This is a genomic window from Collinsella sp. AF23-2, assembly GCF_003459245.1.
Lineage (GTDB): Bacteria > Actinomycetota > Coriobacteriia > Coriobacteriales > Coriobacteriaceae > Collinsella.
In genome coordinates this window covers 1-13,752 of the sequence record NZ_QRVG01000006.1, presented here as the reverse complement: position 1 = coordinate 13,752, position 13,752 = coordinate 1, and the positions used below count along the sequence as shown (strand labels likewise).

The window sequence follows — 13,752 nt, the reverse complement described above, 5'->3', positions numbered from 1 at the left end:
GGTCGGGTCGAGTGCGTCACTAAAATCCGTAGCGGCGCGCAAATTCCTGGGCAAGCTGCGACACGTCTTCGCAGGCATTGGCCCAGGGGGCAAAGTCGGGGGTGTCCGAGATAATGCCGTCCGCTTCCCAAACGGCCTGGTGCGAAAGATCCCAGGGATCGCGTGGCTCGGGTCGGCAGGGAAGGTACGGTGTCTGGTACATGGGATTCAGCAAGAAGAACGCGCCGCCCTCGCAGCGGTTAGCGAACTCACGCAGCGCACGCGCCGCCGGACGCATCTTGTTCGTTTTGAACAAGAGGATCGTGCGGGCGAGCAGGTACCAGGGGGAGTTCTCGAGTGCATCGGCCCCCACCTGTTCCTCGAGCTGGTGAGCCAGGGCAAAAAAGCCGTCCTGGTCTTCCAGGCGAGCGAGGGCGAGCAACACGGTGCCGGCAGCTCGGGTGGGATAGCCTTCTGCCTTAAGGACGCGGCGGGCGTAGTTGGCGGCAGCGCGGTAGCGGGCGCTCGCCATGCACAGCTGCGAGATGGCCTCGAGCGTGTGGAGCCACCCGATAAGTGCCGGCTCGCTCACGGTGAGATCTGACGCCGTCACACCGTCCGTCAAAACCTTGTTGGCCCAGTAGTGTGGGGCCTCCATATCGAACCCGGGCACGCTTTGTTGGAGGTAATCGGCCGTGGTCGCCTCGAGCTTCATCAGGTCGCCCAGGCAGGCGTCAACGGGCGTGTCGGCCAAGATGATGGCGAGCAACTGGGCATCGACGGCAAGCGCATCGATACGGACGATCTTGAGCAGCTCATCGCGCATATCGTCGAACAGGCGGTTGCGCGTCTGCTCAAACTCCTCGTCGCTGCCCATGTCCTCGATGCGATGGAGCTCGTCGAGCAGGTGGCAGTGAACACCGGCATAGGACAGCAGTGCCTGGGCATGCTCGGACTGCGCATACTTTTGGGGATTCGCGCTAATGTCGTTATGGACAAGCTCGCGTGCTGCATCGGTGAGCTCGGGGTGCGACGCCAGATAGGTGCGCTCCAAGTAGGCGGGGATGTAGACGCTTGGATCCATTAGAGGTTCCCTCCCTTAAATGGAAGCCCCTGCTCGGCTGCGCGCAGGATGCGCTCGTCGATCTGGGAACGCACGATGTCGCTGGTGGCGACCCAGGCGGCAAAGCTGGCGTTGTCGGGAGCGCCCAGGCCCTCCTGCAGCACCGGCGTCGCCTCGGACAGTGCAAGGACGAGCTCATCGGTGGAGCCCACGCCCACGTTGACGCGGGCATAGACGCCATCGGGAAACTCGGTTTGGAAGTAGAGCGCCTCGGCGGCGTGGGGGCACGAGCGTGCAAGAATGCGCAGGTAGTGCTCGGCACCCTCGTAGTCTAGCTCGCGCCAGGCAGCGCTCATCAGCGCGATGAGCGTCCACGGGTCTAAGTCGCGCTCCGCGTCCTTGGGACGACGGCGCAGCGGCGTGTTGGCGAGATAGGGGACGGAGTGGGCGGAGCGAAAGCGCTTGAGCTCCTCGACGGGGTATTCGAGCTTTGCCATGGCGAGCATCGCGGTGTGGCGGACACCTGCGGGGTCGTTGGGCGCAAAGTCCAAGCTGCGATTCGCTGCCTCCAGTGACATGCGGTAACGGCCGCTAATGAGCGCGCGCGATGCTAAGGCGGCAAGCCAGCGCAGGTAGGGACGGCGGGTCAGGTCGCCTGCAGCCTCACGCTCGTAGGGGTCTTGCGCCGAGGCGATCTTGAGTGCCAGATCGTGCTCCACCTCGTCGCACTTGGACACCAGATACTGCACGTAGTACTCGTTGGAGTCGGCGGTGAGTGCCGTCAGCATGCGCTGGGCATCCCAGTTGGCCGGATCGAGTGCGGCCGCCTCGCGAAGCATGTTCTCGGCAGCTGCCTCTTCCTGCTCTGCCTGGGCATCGTCAGGGATAAAGGGAATGCGGTAGTCGACGGCCTCGACCACCTTGGCAATCAGATGCCCGGCGCGGTCGCGGTCGTGCACGATGAGCGGCGCGGGGTTGCGGGTGAATTGCTCCATCAGACGCTCGACGGCGGGGCCGTCGGTGAGCGGGATATTGTCGCGGCGCAAGGCCTCAAGAACGAGGCGATGGCAATCTTCTTGAATGGGATCGAATGCCATGGGGCCTCCTTTGCTGCGGTTAGGGTTCAAATATCTCTATATAAGGTTCTAGTTTACCCGCATGTGGCACACCGGGGGTGCCGCACTTGGACTTGCACCTTTGCACCACGAAGACGGATGTCACACAAATGTCGGCACCTTGGACGACCGAGTGGTATCACGGTGCCGCAAACGGTCGATTTTTGGCGGCGAACGGTGCATATTTTGGAGGGGCACAGTCCTGCCCGGGATATGTAGTCAGCCTTGATAAAACGTTTGCCCAGCTTGGGAGTATGGATGCCGCACAAGGGTCTTCAGGGATAGAAAAAACGTTTCATCATTGGCGGCTTTAGATGAATAACTGACCAACCAGAACGGTAAAATAGTGTTTGTCTGAGCGTTGAGGCGTTAAGACATCGCGCATTGTCATCGCCGGCAACGCGCAAAACGGTCCTAACGGAGCCAATCGGGTGCTCCGTTATATACGCAAGTCTAAGAGGGGCTTGTTTAGGAGGCACAGTATGGGACGTTTTACCAATCCTCGCGATCTGTACTTTGGTGAGGGCGCTCGCCACGAGGTGAAGAACCTCAAGGGCAGCAAGGCCATCATCGTGACCGGCGGCGGCTCCATGCGCCGCGGCGGTTTTTTGCAGGACGTCGAGGCCGACCTCAAGGAGGCCGGTTTCGAGGTCAAGCTGTTCGAGGGCGTCGAGTCCGATCCGTCCGTCGAGACGGTCATGAAGGGCGCCGAGGCCATGACCGAGTTCCAGCCCGACTGGATTATCGCCATTGGCGGTGGCTCGCCCATCGATGCCGCTAAGGCTATGTGGCTGTTCTACGAGTATCCCGAGGAGACCTTCGAGGAGGCAGTCGTCCCGTTCTCCTTCCCGGAGCTCCGTCAGAAGGCTCACTTCTGCGCCATCTCCTCTACCTCCGGCACCGCTACCGAGGTCACCGCGTTCTCCGTCATCACCGACTACGCCAAGGGCATCAAGTACCCGCTGGCCGACTTCAACATCACCCCTGATGTCGCCATCGTCGACCCCGAGCTCACCTACACCATGCCCGCCAAGCTGTGCGCTCACACCGGTATGGACGCTCTGACTCACGCCATCGAGGCCTACGTCTCCACCGCTGGCTCCATGTACACCGACGCCAACGCCCTGCATGCTATCCGCGAGATCGTCGAGTGGCTGCCCAAGTCCTATGCTGGCGATCATGAGGCCCGCCAGCACATGCACGACGCCCAGTGCATCGCCGGCATCGCCTTCTCCTCGGGTCTGCTGGGCATTGTCCACTCCATGGCTCACAAGACCGGTGCCGCCTTTGAGGGCGACCACATCATCCACGGTTGCGCCAACGCCATGTACCTGGGCAAGGTCATCCAGTTCAACGCCAAGGACGCTCGCGCCAAGAGCCGCTACGCCTTCATCGCCAAGGAGATCCTGCACCTCGCCGGCGAGACCGAGGACGAGCTGGTCGAGGCTCTGGTCCAGGAGATTCGCGACCTCAACGACAAGCTCGACATCCCGCAGGGCATCAAGAACTACGGTGCCAAGGGCGTGAAGGCCGACGAGTCCATCATCGATTACGATGAGTTCGAGGCTAAGAAGCACGACGTTGCCGCCAACGCCATCCTCGACGCCTGCACGGGCTCCAACCCGCGCCAGCCGTCTCAGGAGGAGATGGAGCAGCTGCTCGAGTGCGTCTACACCGACACCCCGGTCACGTTCTAATCAGTTCGCCTTGTTCTGATGAGGGGCTCCGCACACAGCTGTACGGAGCCCTTTTTCTTTAGAGATTGGGATTAACATGGCTGCAATTTTCAATAGCCCCAGCAAGTATATCCAGGGTCCCGATGAGCTTGCAAAGCTCGGCTCCTACGTTGAGCCGCTCGGCGGGAAGGCCCTCGTCATCGTGACGCCTTCGGGCAAGAAACGTGTCGGCGCCAAGATTGAGGGCGGTTTTACCGAGGCTAAGGCCGAGCTGCTGTTTGAGGACTTTAACGGCGAGTGCTCCAAGGGCGAGGTCGATCGCCTGGTTGCGCTCGCTCGCGACAACGGCTGTGACATCATCGTCGGCGTCGGTGGCGGCAAGATCCTCGACACCGCGAAGGCCGTCGCCTATTACCTGGAGTCCCCGGTTATCATTTGCCCCACCATCGCCTCGACCGATGCACCGTGCTCGGCACTTTCGGTGCTCTACACCGACGACGGCCAGTTCGATAAATATCTCTTCCTTAAGGCAAACCCCAACATTGTCCTTATGGATACGACGGTTATCGCGGCGAGCCCGGTGCGCCTGACGGTTTCCGGTATGGGCGATGCGCTCGCAACCTATTTCGAGGCCCAGGCAACGCACGATGCCGACGGCGGCACCTGCGCCGGCGGCAAGGGCGGAATGGCCGGCCTGGCGCTCGCCAAGCTCTGCTACGAGACGCTTATGGCCGATGGCGTCAAGGCCAAGGTTGCGCTGGAGAAGGGTGCGCTCACGCCTGCCGTCGAGCACATCATCGAGGCAAACACGCTGCTTTCGGGCATTGGCTTTGAGAGCTCGGGCCTTGCTGCTGCCCATGCCATCCACAATGGTCTGACGATGCTGCCCGAGTGCCACGGCATGTATCACGGCGAGAAGGTCGCCTTCGGCACCATCGTTCAGCTGGTACTCGAGGATGCCCCGACCGAGAAGCTCGAGGAAGTCCTGGGCTTCTGCATTGAGCTGGGCCTGCCGGTCACGATGAAGGAACTTGGCGTTGCCGAGCTTACGCGCGAGCAGGCCATGATTGTTGCCGAGGCCGCCTGCGCGCCCGATGACACCATGTGCAACATGCCGTTTGAGGTGACGCCCGAGATGGTCGCAAACGCCATCCTGGGTGCCGACGCGCTGGGCCACTACTACCTTATGGATGAGTAAATCAAGCTAAGGAAGGGGCAAAGCCAGCAGATGGCTTTGCCCCTTTTTGCTATGGTGCAAAGGGGCAGGTTACTTTGCACCAATCGTTGTTTGATGAAGGGCGGATTCTCGTATGGCGCTTCCCATGGTTTATGGCGGTCCCGGCCGGTATGTTCAAGGGCCGGGCGAACTTTCGCGTCAGGGCAGGTATTTGTCATGGTTGGGTTGCGCTGCCTATGTCTTGTTTGACCAGGGCACCGAGGATCGGCTGTGCAGGCAGATTGTCGATGGATTTCTGGACGACGATCTGAGTGAGCCGTTCTTTAAGATTTATGACGGTCCGTGTACGGAAGAGGCCGTTGTAAAAATGGCTAAGGAAGCCCAGGCTGAGTATTGCGACATGGTGGTGGGTATTGGCGGCGGCAAGATGCTCGATATCGCCAAGGCAGTAGCGTTTTATGCCGAGTTGCCGTTGTGCGTATGCCCCACGGCGGCTTCGATGGACGGTCCGTGCAGTGCGATTTCGGTGCTGTATCACGAGGATGGGTCGTTCGACCGCTACCTGATGCTCGAGAAGAATCCAGATCTGGTCGTGGTTGATACCAACGTGGTCGCAGCGGCCCCACTGCGCATGACGGTCGCTGGTATGGGCGATGCGCTGGCAACGTACTTCGAGGCGCGTTCGTGCGCCGCGGCGCACGGCGCCAACGAGCACGGTGGCGCGCCGGGGCACTTGGCTCTGGCTGCGGCTCGTGCCTGCTACGACACACTTATGGAGTGCGGTGTCGCTGCCAAGCGCGATCTCAAAAAGGGGCGTACGTCGCCAGCGGTTGAACGCCTGATCGAGTGCAATATTCTGCTCTCGGGCGTCGGTTTTGAGAGCGGTGGCTTGGCGTTGGCGCATGCCATCGCCAACGGTCTGACGATCCTGCCCAAGTGCAAGGCCATGCATGGCGAAGCCGTGGCATTTGGCCTGGTGGTGCAGCTGCGCCTGGAGCGTGCGCCCGAGCTTGATCAGGTGCTCGAGTTTTGCCAGCGCGTCGGTCTGCCGACGACGCTCGAGGAGCTGGGTCTTGGCGAGATTTCCGATGCCGATCTGCAAAGTGTTGCAAATGCGGTCTTTAGAAACGAGCGCAACATGGCCAACGAGCAGGCCAAGGTGACCAAACAAAAGCTCGTGCAGCTCATGCGCGAGGCATAGTTTGGCGCTTGATTGACCTTGTGCAATCGAGGCGGCGATAGGCCATGGGCTATTTGCCGCAAAGATGCGCCGCGTGAAATTTGCCCGAGGCGTGGACCGATAGCGTATTATTATCTCTTGCTTGTTTGCACTGCTCAGGGAGGGGCCGCGCATGGCGCAGGAACACGATCTGTTTGATGACATTATCGAGATCAGCAAGGGTTTCGACTTTCTTAAAAACCCGCTTGGCGGTGTGGCCGATGCACTCGATCCGTCGGCGCCGCAGTGGAATCCTGCCGACTACAAGGAACGTCCGCGCGGCAACACCATTCCGTGCTTGACCTGCAAAAACGAAAAGAGCGGCTGCACTGCGTGCATGGATGTGTGCCCGGTGGACGCCATCGAGGTCGAGGAAGACGCCATCGAGATTCTCGACTCCTGCCGCAAGTGCGGCCTGTGCACCGCCGCCTGCCCGACCGAGGCGATTATCTCGCCGCGCCTGGCGCCCAAAAACCTGTATGACGACATTGTCTCGGCGGCCACGAGCCACGAGACCGCCTACGTTACCTGCACGCGTGCCCTTAAGCGCATGCCGCGCGAGAATGAGGTCGTCGTTGCCTGCGTGGGCGATATTACGGCCGAGACTTGGTTCTCGGTACTGGCCGACTATCCCAACGTGAGCGTGTATCTGCCGCTGGGCGTGTGCGATAAATGCCGCAACACCGGTGGCGAGGACATGCTGGGCGAGGCGATTGCGAAGGCCGAGGAATGGGCCGGTACGGGTATGGGCCTAGAGGTCGATCCCAAGAGCCTCAAGTGCCATAAGCGTCGCGAGTACGAGCGCAAGGAATACATGGAAAAGATTGCCCGTACCACGGGCCTGACCGTGACCAAACTCAATCCGGCGACGGCGGCACTGGCTTCGGTGACGCAGAAGCTCAAAGCCCATCGCCATCAGATCACCCAGCTGGAGCGCACACTCAACACCATGTGCGGTACCACAACGACCAAGCGTCGCCGCTCGCTCACACACGGACGACAGCTGGTGCTCTCGACGCTGCAAAACCACCCCGAGCTTGCCCAGAACATGCAGGTGAGCACGCCGGAGTGCGATTTTGACAAGTGCACGTCGTGCGGCGAGTGCGTTAACGCGTGCCCCACGTCCGCCTGCGATTTGGTGGGAAGCGGTCGCTTTGCACTGGAGTCCACGTATTGTTTGGGTTGTGGCGCCTGTGTCAAGGTTTGTCCCGAACATGCGCTCAAGCTGGTCGAGCACGATGCGTCCAACTTGGTTGTCGTCGACCCCGAAGCCGAGGAAAAGGCCGCTCAGAAGGCCAAGGCCCACGAGGAGGCCGAGAAGGTCAAGGCCGAGGCAAAGGCCAAGCTCGATAAGATGCTCGATCAGGTGGAAAAGCTCGCAGACTAGTCAGCGACCCCTATCTCTGCTTCATTTGCGCCGCCGTGGCGTCCGGATTCGCCTGGATGCTGCGGCGGCGCTATACTTATGCAGTTTGAAGTACCTGTATCAAAAGGAGCTGTCGTGTCCCTTTCCATCGGTATCGTGGGCCTGCCCAACGTGGGCAAGTCGACGCTGTTCACCGCGCTTACCAAAAAGACCGGCCTTGCCGCCAACTACCCGTTTGCCACGATCGACCCCAACGTGGGTATCGTCGATGTGCCCGATAGCCGCCTGCAAAAGCTCGCCGACATTGTCAACCCGGGTCGCATTGTGCCGGCTACGGTCGAGTTCGTCGACATCGCAGGTCTGGTGAAGGGCGCTAACGAGGGCGAGGGTCTGGGCAACCAGTTCTTGGCAAACATCCGCGAGACCGACGCCATCTGCGAGGTCGTGCGCTACTTTAAGGACCCCAACGTCATGCGTGAGGTGGGCCGCACCGGCGAGTTCGTCGATCCCGCCGGCGATGCCGACACCATCATGACCGAGCTCATCCTGGCCGACATGGGCACGCTCGAGAAGCAGCTGCCCAAGCTCGAGAAGGAGGCCAAGCGCGACAAGGAGCTCATGCCCAAGTTTGAGGTCGCCAAGCGCCTGCTCGCCTGGCTCAACGAGGGTAAGCGCGCTGCGTCTATGGAGATGACCGACGAGGAGCGCGCCGCTGCCAAGGGCCTGTTCCTGCTCACCATGAAGCCCATCCTGTATGTGGCCAACGTGGACGAGGATATGCTCAACGACGACCTGGCGCCCATCGATGGTGTCAAGCCACTGCCCATCTGCGCCAAGATCGAGGCTGAGCTTTCCGAGCTCGATCCCGAGGATGCGGCCGACTACCTGGAGAGCTTGGGCCTGGAGCAGCCCGGTCTGGACGTGCTCGCGCAGGCCGCCTACAAGCTGCTTGGCCTGCAGTCGTTCTTTACGGCTGGCGAGATGGAGGTCAAGGCCTGGACGGTGCGTCAGGGCGCGACCGCCCCGCAGGCCGCCGGTGTCATCCACACCGACTTTGAGCGCGGCTTTATTAAGGCCGAGGTCATTGGCTATGACGACTACATCGAGCTCGGTGGCGAGCAGGGCGCCAAGGCTGCCGGCAAGCTGCGTATTGAGGGCAAGGACTATGTCATGGCCGATGGCGACGTCGTGCACTTCCGCTTTAACGTGTAAGGACGACGCATATGTTTAAGTATGGCAAAAAAGCTGGCTACATGGGTATTGCTCTGCTCGTACTTGCGGTGATTCCGCTGGTGGTCGCAGCGTGTGTTATCCCCAACATTGGTCCCGAGGTGGCAACGAAGTTTAACGCAGCCGGCGAGGTGACGCGCTGGGGCAAGAGCTACGAGTTGCTGGCACTGCCGGTGCTCAACCTACTGCTGAGCGTGGCGACGTACTTTACGGCAGGACGCCAGGCTAAAAACAATGATGACTCCGCCGCCATGGCGCGCATCGTGTGCGAGCGCTACCTGCGAAACGGCTGCATCACGGGTGTGTTTCTCAACGTAATCAACGTCTACTTTATGTACTCGGCGATTACCGGAACGGGCTTTGGCTTTGGTTTCTAACTTGTTCTTCTAGGCAACGAGCCTGCACGCATATTCAATGGCTGCTGCGAGGCCGCCGCTCGATCGTGGTTTAAAGACCATATCGGCGGCGGCCTCGTTTTCGTATCCGGCGCCGCGAAGGGTGAGCGCGGTACCGGCTTCTAGGAGAAGGGGCAGACCGCGTTGGCTGGTTGTGATTACGGCAGCCTGATTGAGCGAGCAGCTGTGCGCTTGGCATTGGATGGCAAGTTCGCCTTGCGCCGGGCAAGGGACCAGAACGGCGGCGACGCGACTTGATAGCAATGCAAATGCTGTGCGCTCATCGGGCGAAAGACATTCTGCTTCAACGACGACGAGCTTGGGCGGTGCGCTGTTTGTGCGAAGCGTGGCTCGGTACGTGCGGACCGAAGAACCCGACATAGAAAACTCCTGTGTATTCGGCAAAACGTAAACTATAGTTTACGTTTATGTTCGGCTCCATTTCAAACTCGTCTGCATGGACGAACGTGCTAAACAGATTCTTGGCAGGCGGGTCGAAGAGACGCGCAGGGACCTTGGTATCTCCAAGGTCGATTTTTGTGTGGCAGCAGGAATCAGCCGCCCCTATCTCGACAGAATCGAAGATGGAACGGCAAATTTCACGCTCAAGGTTCTATTTAAGATCGCGCCCGCACTCGGCATGACGGTGTCAGAGCTTCTCGAGGGTATCGAATAGGGGATACCCGTCGACAACTGAATTACGCCATCGGGACGCGGTCGTGGTTGACTTGGCTGTAGAACAGGCGCTGAATCTCGGCGGCATCGCGTGACTGGCCGAGTGCCCACATAGTCTTGGCCACGAGCGTCTCGGTGGTCATGTCGTCGCCGCGCAGAATGCCCGGATGGTCGGCGTAAGCACGGCCGACCTCGTAAACACCCAGGTCAAGGCCCTCTTCGGGGACTTGCGTGGTCATAACGACGGTGCGGCCCGAATCGACCCAGCGGAAAATTGCCTCTTGGAACGACTCGCCGGACTCGCCGAACTCGGGGATGCCGCCAATGCCAAAGGTCTCCAGAATCACGGCGTCGTAGCTATCGGCCAGAGCGTCCAGAACGCCAGGGTTCACGCCGGGCGTGAGCTTGAGCACAAATACGCGTGGGTCGATGTGGTCGTAGAAGCGCACCGGGTTTTCGCCTTGATGCGTGCCGTGAAGCCCGTTGCGCACGATACGGTCGTTGCGGATATAGGCGATGGGCGGATAGTTGACGCTAATGAACGCGTTAAAGCTCATGGTGCGCTGCTTACGGGCGCGTGTGCCGGCAATGGCGACGCCGCCAAACACGATCGAGACGTCATGCGAATGCTCGTCGAGCGCATAGAGCAGGCTCTGGTACAGATTCAGCTTGGCATCGGTAAAGGGATTGCCCATGGGCTTTTGCGAGCCGGTGAGCACGATGGGCTTGGGGCTGTCCTGAATCAGGTAGGAAAGCGCTGCCGCGGTGTAGCTCATGGTGTCGGTGCCGTGCAGAATCACGAAGCCGTCGTGGTCGGCATAACCCTCGACGATGACGTCGCGGATACGCATCCAGTCACTGGGGCGCATATTGGTGCTGTCAATGTTCATGGGCTGCACGACATCGAGCTCGCAAAGACCCGAGATCTCGGGAACGCTCTGAGCGAGCTCCTCACCGGTCAGGGCGGGGGAGAGGCCGTTGCCGTCCTCGGTCGATGCGATGGTGCCGCCCGTGGCGATGAGAAGGATGCGCTTCATGCTGGTATTCCTATCGTATTTGCCGCCGCAGAGGCGGAGTCGTTCGGCAGTATTGTGGCACAGGGCGTCCAATGTTCAAACGTATTACATCATCTGTAACGTTTGGCAACACTTCAATTGCCGTCAAATAGGGGCCCAGGTCGTGCGTTTGCCGTGCGCTGATGGCTGCGAGGGACGAGAAACCCCATATAACGTGTACACTATGAAAGTTATTTTCGTTCATTCACGCGGGTGGGCACCGGCTCCCCGCCAACAAGAGGGGGAAACCATGGATCAAAAGGCTTCCGCAAAGGTCCTCGTACTCGACTTTGGTGCGCAGTACGGTCAGCTCATTGCCCGTCGCGTCCGCGACCTCAACGTGTATTCCGAGATCGTTCCCTGCGACATCTCGGCCGATGAGATTCGCGAGATGAACGCCTCTGCGCTCATCCTTTCCGGCGGCCCGGCCTCCGTGTACGCCGAGGACGCTCCGTCCATCGATCCCGCCATCTTTGACCTGGGCCTTCCCGTCCTGGGCTTTTGCTACGGCCATCAGATCACGGCCGTGACGCTCGGCGGCAAGGTCGGCCACTCCGAGGTGGGCGAGTACGGCCGCGCCACCATCGCTCGCACGGCCGGTGCCAAGCTCTTTAACTCCACGCCCATGGAGCAGACCGTGTGGATGAGCCACCGCGACGCCGTTTCCGAGGTGCCCGAAGGCTTTACCGTCACCGCCAGCACCGACGTGTGCCCGGTTGCCGCCATGGAGTGCGTTGAGCGCAAGATCTTCACTACGCAGTTCCACCCCGAGGTCAAGCATTCCGAGTACGGTCAGCAGCTGCTGAGCAACTTCCTGTTTGAGATCTGCGGCCTGGAGCCCAACTGGAGCATGGACAACCTGGTCGAGACCATGACGGCCGAGTTCCGCGAGAAGGTCGGCGACGACCGCGTGATTCTGGCCCTGTCCGGTGGCGTCGACTCTTCCGTCGTGGCTGCGCTGGGCGCCCGCGCCGTGGGCAAGCAGATGACCTGCGTGTTCATCAACCACGGCCTGCTGCGCAAGGGCGAGCCCGAGCAGGTGGAGGAGGTCTTCACCAAGCAGTTCGACGTCGACTTTATTCACGTCCACGCCGAGGACCGCTATGCCGAACTTCTGGCCGGTGTGACCGAGCCCGAGGAGAAGCGCCGTATCATCGGCACGCAGTTCTGGAAAGAGTTCTTCGCGGTTGCTCAACAGCTCGAGACCGATGGCAAGCCGGTCAAGTACCTGGCTCAGGGCACCATCTACCCCGACATCATCGAGTCTGGCGCTCGCAAGACGGGCGGCAAGACGGCCACCATCAAGAGCCATCACAACCTGATTCCGTTCCCCGAGGGCGTGCACTTTGACCTCATCGAGCCGCTCGACCACTTCTTTAAGGACGAGGTCCGCGCGCTTGGTCTGGCGCTCGGCCTGCCGGGCCACATCGTGTTCCGCCAGCCCTTCCCGGGCCCGGGTCTGGCCATCCGCATCATCGGTGCGGTCGACAAGGAGAAGCTCGAGATCCTTAAGAACGCCGACGCCATCGTGCGCGAGGAGCTCGACGCCTACAACCAGCGTCTGTTTGAACAGACCGGCGAGCGCAACTCCGAGCACAGCTGCTGGCAGTATTTCGCGGTCCTGCCCGACATCAAGTCCGTCGGCGTTATGGGCGACGAGCGTACTTACCAGCGCCCGATCATCCTGCGCGCCGTCGAGTCCAGCGACGCCATGACCGCCGACTGGGCCAAGCTGCCCTACGACATCCTGGCCCGCATCTCCGGCCGCATCGTGGCTGAGGTCCCCGGCGCCAACCGCGTGTGCTACGACATCACGTCCAAGCCACCTGCGACGATCGAGTGGGAATAGTAAATAGCCCTTTGCGAGGGAGGTCGGAAACGGCCTCCCTCGTTTTTTATTTGCCTGCCATGGGTGCGTGTGTGCTGTGGTGTATGTGGTACATACAAGCCTGTCGTTCAATCTCTCAAGCTGTTTAGCTGGGATGATTGTTTGCTGGTACGTTTTAAAGTGCTTTCAATTACCGAAGCAACGCCATCAATTTATTTCTAATTAATGCTGACCAGCAGATTGCTTTCGCCCGCAAGAGGTCGCTCGGACTGGTACTCAAAATGTACTCACGACGTTTTGAGTATCGATTTGCTGGTACTCACAGACGGTAAAAACGGGTGTCAACCTCGATATATTCGTTATCCCCTTCGAATCGTCAACGAATACTGAAAAGTGATTGAGTGCTACATAGCTCAAAATTAGTCTACGTAATTACGTAATTACGTATTCTGCCGTAAAATGATTTCGGTCAATTAAGGAACGTAGAACAGGTCAATTCGGAGGGGCGACCATGGAGGAAGATCAGGCTGTTCATGCCGAAAAGGAGCTGGATAAGTTCACGCTCTCGATAACCCGTGAGGATAAGCGGGCTCTTAAGTCCTATGCCGCGCGCCAGGATAAGACGGTGGCTAAAGTCCTGCGCGAATGGATTGACGAGAAGTGTAAGGGGGAGAAGTGATGTCTCAGACGACGCAAGCAGTCGTTCAGAACCTTGTTGATCGCGCTGTCAAGCTGGGCGATCGTCAGCTCGCTGCCGACATCCGCGCCTTTGCGGCGCAGCGCCAGTTTGGGCTTGTATTTGAACACAACCGTCCAGAACGACTTCGCCTTTATGGCAAGCCTATCATGAAGGGCGATGTCGTACAGGTGCTTCCCGAGCGTGGTAAAAAAGAGGACTCTAACTCCCAACTGCTATGGTTGGTAAATACCGTTCGGGGGGTGTTCCTATAGTTTTGTCAACTGGGAAATGCTCT

Annotated in this window: 14 protein-coding genes; 10 read left to right on the top strand and 4 right to left on the bottom strand. The window is 59.9% G+C overall.

Annotation, left to right across the window (positions count from 1 at the left end):
- Nucleotides 1-19 precede the first annotated feature (19 nt).
- Both DWY03_RS04005 and DWY03_RS04000 read right to left on the bottom strand, forming a co-directional pair.
- Nucleotides 20-1,063, bottom strand: a complete 1,044-nt coding sequence (locus tag DWY03_RS04005; protein WP_117734632.1) for a hypothetical protein — start codon at nt 1,061-1,063, stop codon at nt 20-22.
- Nucleotides 1,063-2,139 (bottom strand): hypothetical protein, encoded by a 1,077-nt coding sequence (locus tag DWY03_RS04000; RefSeq protein ID WP_117794787.1) that lies wholly within the window; start codon nt 2,137-2,139, stop codon nt 1,063-1,065. Before DWY03_RS04000 ends, DWY03_RS04005 begins: the two co-directional genes overlap by 1 nt.
- Before the next feature lie 500 nt (nt 2,140-2,639).
- Here DWY03_RS04000 and DWY03_RS03995 point away from each other — a divergent pair, with 500 nt between their 5' ends.
- From DWY03_RS03995 to DWY03_RS03970, 6 genes are all read left to right on the top strand, one after another.
- Nucleotides 2,640-3,854 (top strand): iron-containing alcohol dehydrogenase, encoded by a 1,215-nt coding sequence (locus DWY03_RS03995; RefSeq protein ID WP_117821005.1) that lies wholly within the window; start codon nt 2,640-2,642, stop codon nt 3,852-3,854.
- Between the two features lie 76 nt (nt 3,855-3,930).
- Nucleotides 3,931-5,031, top strand: coding sequence for a glycerol dehydrogenase (locus tag DWY03_RS03990; protein WP_117763638.1), 1,101 nt, complete (start codon nt 3,931-3,933; stop codon nt 5,029-5,031).
- A gap of 112 nt (nt 5,032-5,143) precedes the next feature.
- The gene (locus tag DWY03_RS03985; protein ID WP_117794789.1) at nt 5,144-6,211 is read left to right on the top strand and encodes a glycerol dehydrogenase; all 1,068 of its coding nucleotides are present in this window, start codon (nt 5,144-5,146) and stop codon (nt 6,209-6,211) included.
- Nucleotides 6,212-6,362: 151 nt separating this feature from the next.
- Nucleotides 6,363-7,616 carry a 4Fe-4S binding protein gene (locus DWY03_RS03980; RefSeq protein ID WP_117794790.1) on the top strand — a complete coding sequence of 418 codons (1,254 nt, stop codon included), beginning with the start codon at nt 6,363-6,365 and terminating at the stop codon, nt 7,614-7,616.
- Between the two features lie 114 nt (nt 7,617-7,730).
- The gene (ychF, locus tag DWY03_RS03975) at nt 7,731-8,807 is read left to right on the top strand and encodes a redox-regulated ATPase YchF (protein ID WP_035136922.1); all 1,077 of its coding nucleotides are present in this window, start codon (nt 7,731-7,733) and stop codon (nt 8,805-8,807) included.
- A gap of 11 nt (nt 8,808-8,818) precedes the next feature.
- Nucleotides 8,819-9,202 (top strand): DUF1648 domain-containing protein, encoded by a 384-nt coding sequence (locus DWY03_RS03970; protein ID WP_089572786.1) that lies wholly within the window; start codon nt 8,819-8,821, stop codon nt 9,200-9,202.
- 9 nt (nt 9,203-9,211) lie between these two features.
- On the opposite strand, the gene DWY03_RS03965 is transcribed toward DWY03_RS03970, so the two are convergent.
- Complete coding sequence (locus DWY03_RS03965) at nt 9,212-9,601, bottom strand: hypothetical protein (RefSeq protein ID WP_117734622.1); 390 nt, start codon at nt 9,599-9,601, stop codon at nt 9,212-9,214.
- Between the two features lie 76 nt (nt 9,602-9,677).
- Here DWY03_RS03965 and DWY03_RS03960 point away from each other — a divergent pair, with 76 nt between their 5' ends.
- The gene (locus DWY03_RS03960) at nt 9,678-9,896 is read left to right on the top strand and encodes a helix-turn-helix domain-containing protein (protein WP_099432713.1); all 219 of its coding nucleotides are present in this window, start codon (nt 9,678-9,680) and stop codon (nt 9,894-9,896) included.
- A gap of 22 nt (nt 9,897-9,918) precedes the next feature.
- On the opposite strand, the gene DWY03_RS03955 is transcribed toward DWY03_RS03960, so the two are convergent.
- Nucleotides 9,919-10,932, bottom strand: a complete 1,014-nt coding sequence (locus tag DWY03_RS03955) for an asparaginase (RefSeq protein ID WP_117839973.1) — start codon at nt 10,930-10,932, stop codon at nt 9,919-9,921.
- Between the two features lie 268 nt (nt 10,933-11,200).
- Between DWY03_RS03955 and guaA the strand changes: the two genes are divergently transcribed.
- The 3 genes from guaA to DWY03_RS03945 all read left to right on the top strand — a co-directional run bounded on the left by guaA (nt 11,201) and on the right by DWY03_RS03945 (nt 13,729).
- Complete coding sequence (gene guaA / locus DWY03_RS03950; RefSeq protein WP_117839972.1) at nt 11,201-12,799, top strand: glutamine-hydrolyzing GMP synthase; 1,599 nt, start codon at nt 11,201-11,203, stop codon at nt 12,797-12,799.
- Nucleotides 12,800-13,289: 490 nt separating this feature from the next.
- Nucleotides 13,290-13,457, top strand: a complete 168-nt coding sequence (locus DWY03_RS10060; RefSeq protein ID WP_156058432.1) for a hypothetical protein — start codon at nt 13,290-13,292, stop codon at nt 13,455-13,457.
- Nucleotides 13,457-13,729, top strand: coding sequence for a hypothetical protein (locus tag DWY03_RS03945; protein WP_117839971.1), 273 nt, complete (start codon nt 13,457-13,459; stop codon nt 13,727-13,729). The genes DWY03_RS10060 and DWY03_RS03945 overlap by 1 nt, the downstream gene beginning before the upstream one ends.
- The last annotated feature ends 23 nt before the right edge of the window (nt 13,730-13,752 follow it).

Bases quoted from the DNA above. Each gene is read 5' to 3' on its own strand.
- DWY03_RS04005 (WP_117734632.1), bottom strand. From the start codon at position 1,063: ATGGATCCAAGCGTCTACATCCCCGCCTACTTGGAGCGCACCTATCTG.
- DWY03_RS04000 (WP_117794787.1), bottom strand. From the start codon at position 2,139: ATGGCATTCGATCCCATTCAAGAAGATTGCCATCGCCTCGTTCTTGAG.
- DWY03_RS03995 (WP_117821005.1), top strand. From the start codon at position 2,640: ATGGGACGTTTTACCAATCCTCGCGATCTGTACTTTGGTGAGGGCGCT.
- DWY03_RS03990 (WP_117763638.1), top strand. From the start codon at position 3,931: ATGGCTGCAATTTTCAATAGCCCCAGCAAGTATATCCAGGGTCCCGAT.
- DWY03_RS03985 (WP_117794789.1), top strand. From the start codon at position 5,144: ATGGCGCTTCCCATGGTTTATGGCGGTCCCGGCCGGTATGTTCAAGGG.
- DWY03_RS03980 (WP_117794790.1), top strand. From the start codon at position 6,363: ATGGCGCAGGAACACGATCTGTTTGATGACATTATCGAGATCAGCAAG.
- DWY03_RS03970 (WP_089572786.1), top strand. From the start codon at position 8,819: ATGTTTAAGTATGGCAAAAAAGCTGGCTACATGGGTATTGCTCTGCTC.
- DWY03_RS03965 (WP_117734622.1), bottom strand. From the start codon at position 9,601: ATGTCGGGTTCTTCGGTCCGCACGTACCGAGCCACGCTTCGCACAAAC.
- DWY03_RS03960 (WP_099432713.1), top strand. From the start codon at position 9,678: ATGGACGAACGTGCTAAACAGATTCTTGGCAGGCGGGTCGAAGAGACG.
- DWY03_RS03955 (WP_117839973.1), bottom strand. From the start codon at position 10,932: ATGAAGCGCATCCTTCTCATCGCCACGGGCGGCACCATCGCATCGACC.
- guaA (WP_117839972.1), top strand. From the start codon at position 11,201: ATGGATCAAAAGGCTTCCGCAAAGGTCCTCGTACTCGACTTTGGTGCG.
- DWY03_RS10060 (WP_156058432.1), top strand. From the start codon at position 13,290: ATGGAGGAAGATCAGGCTGTTCATGCCGAAAAGGAGCTGGATAAGTTC.
- DWY03_RS03945 (WP_117839971.1), top strand. From the start codon at position 13,457: ATGTCTCAGACGACGCAAGCAGTCGTTCAGAACCTTGTTGATCGCGCT.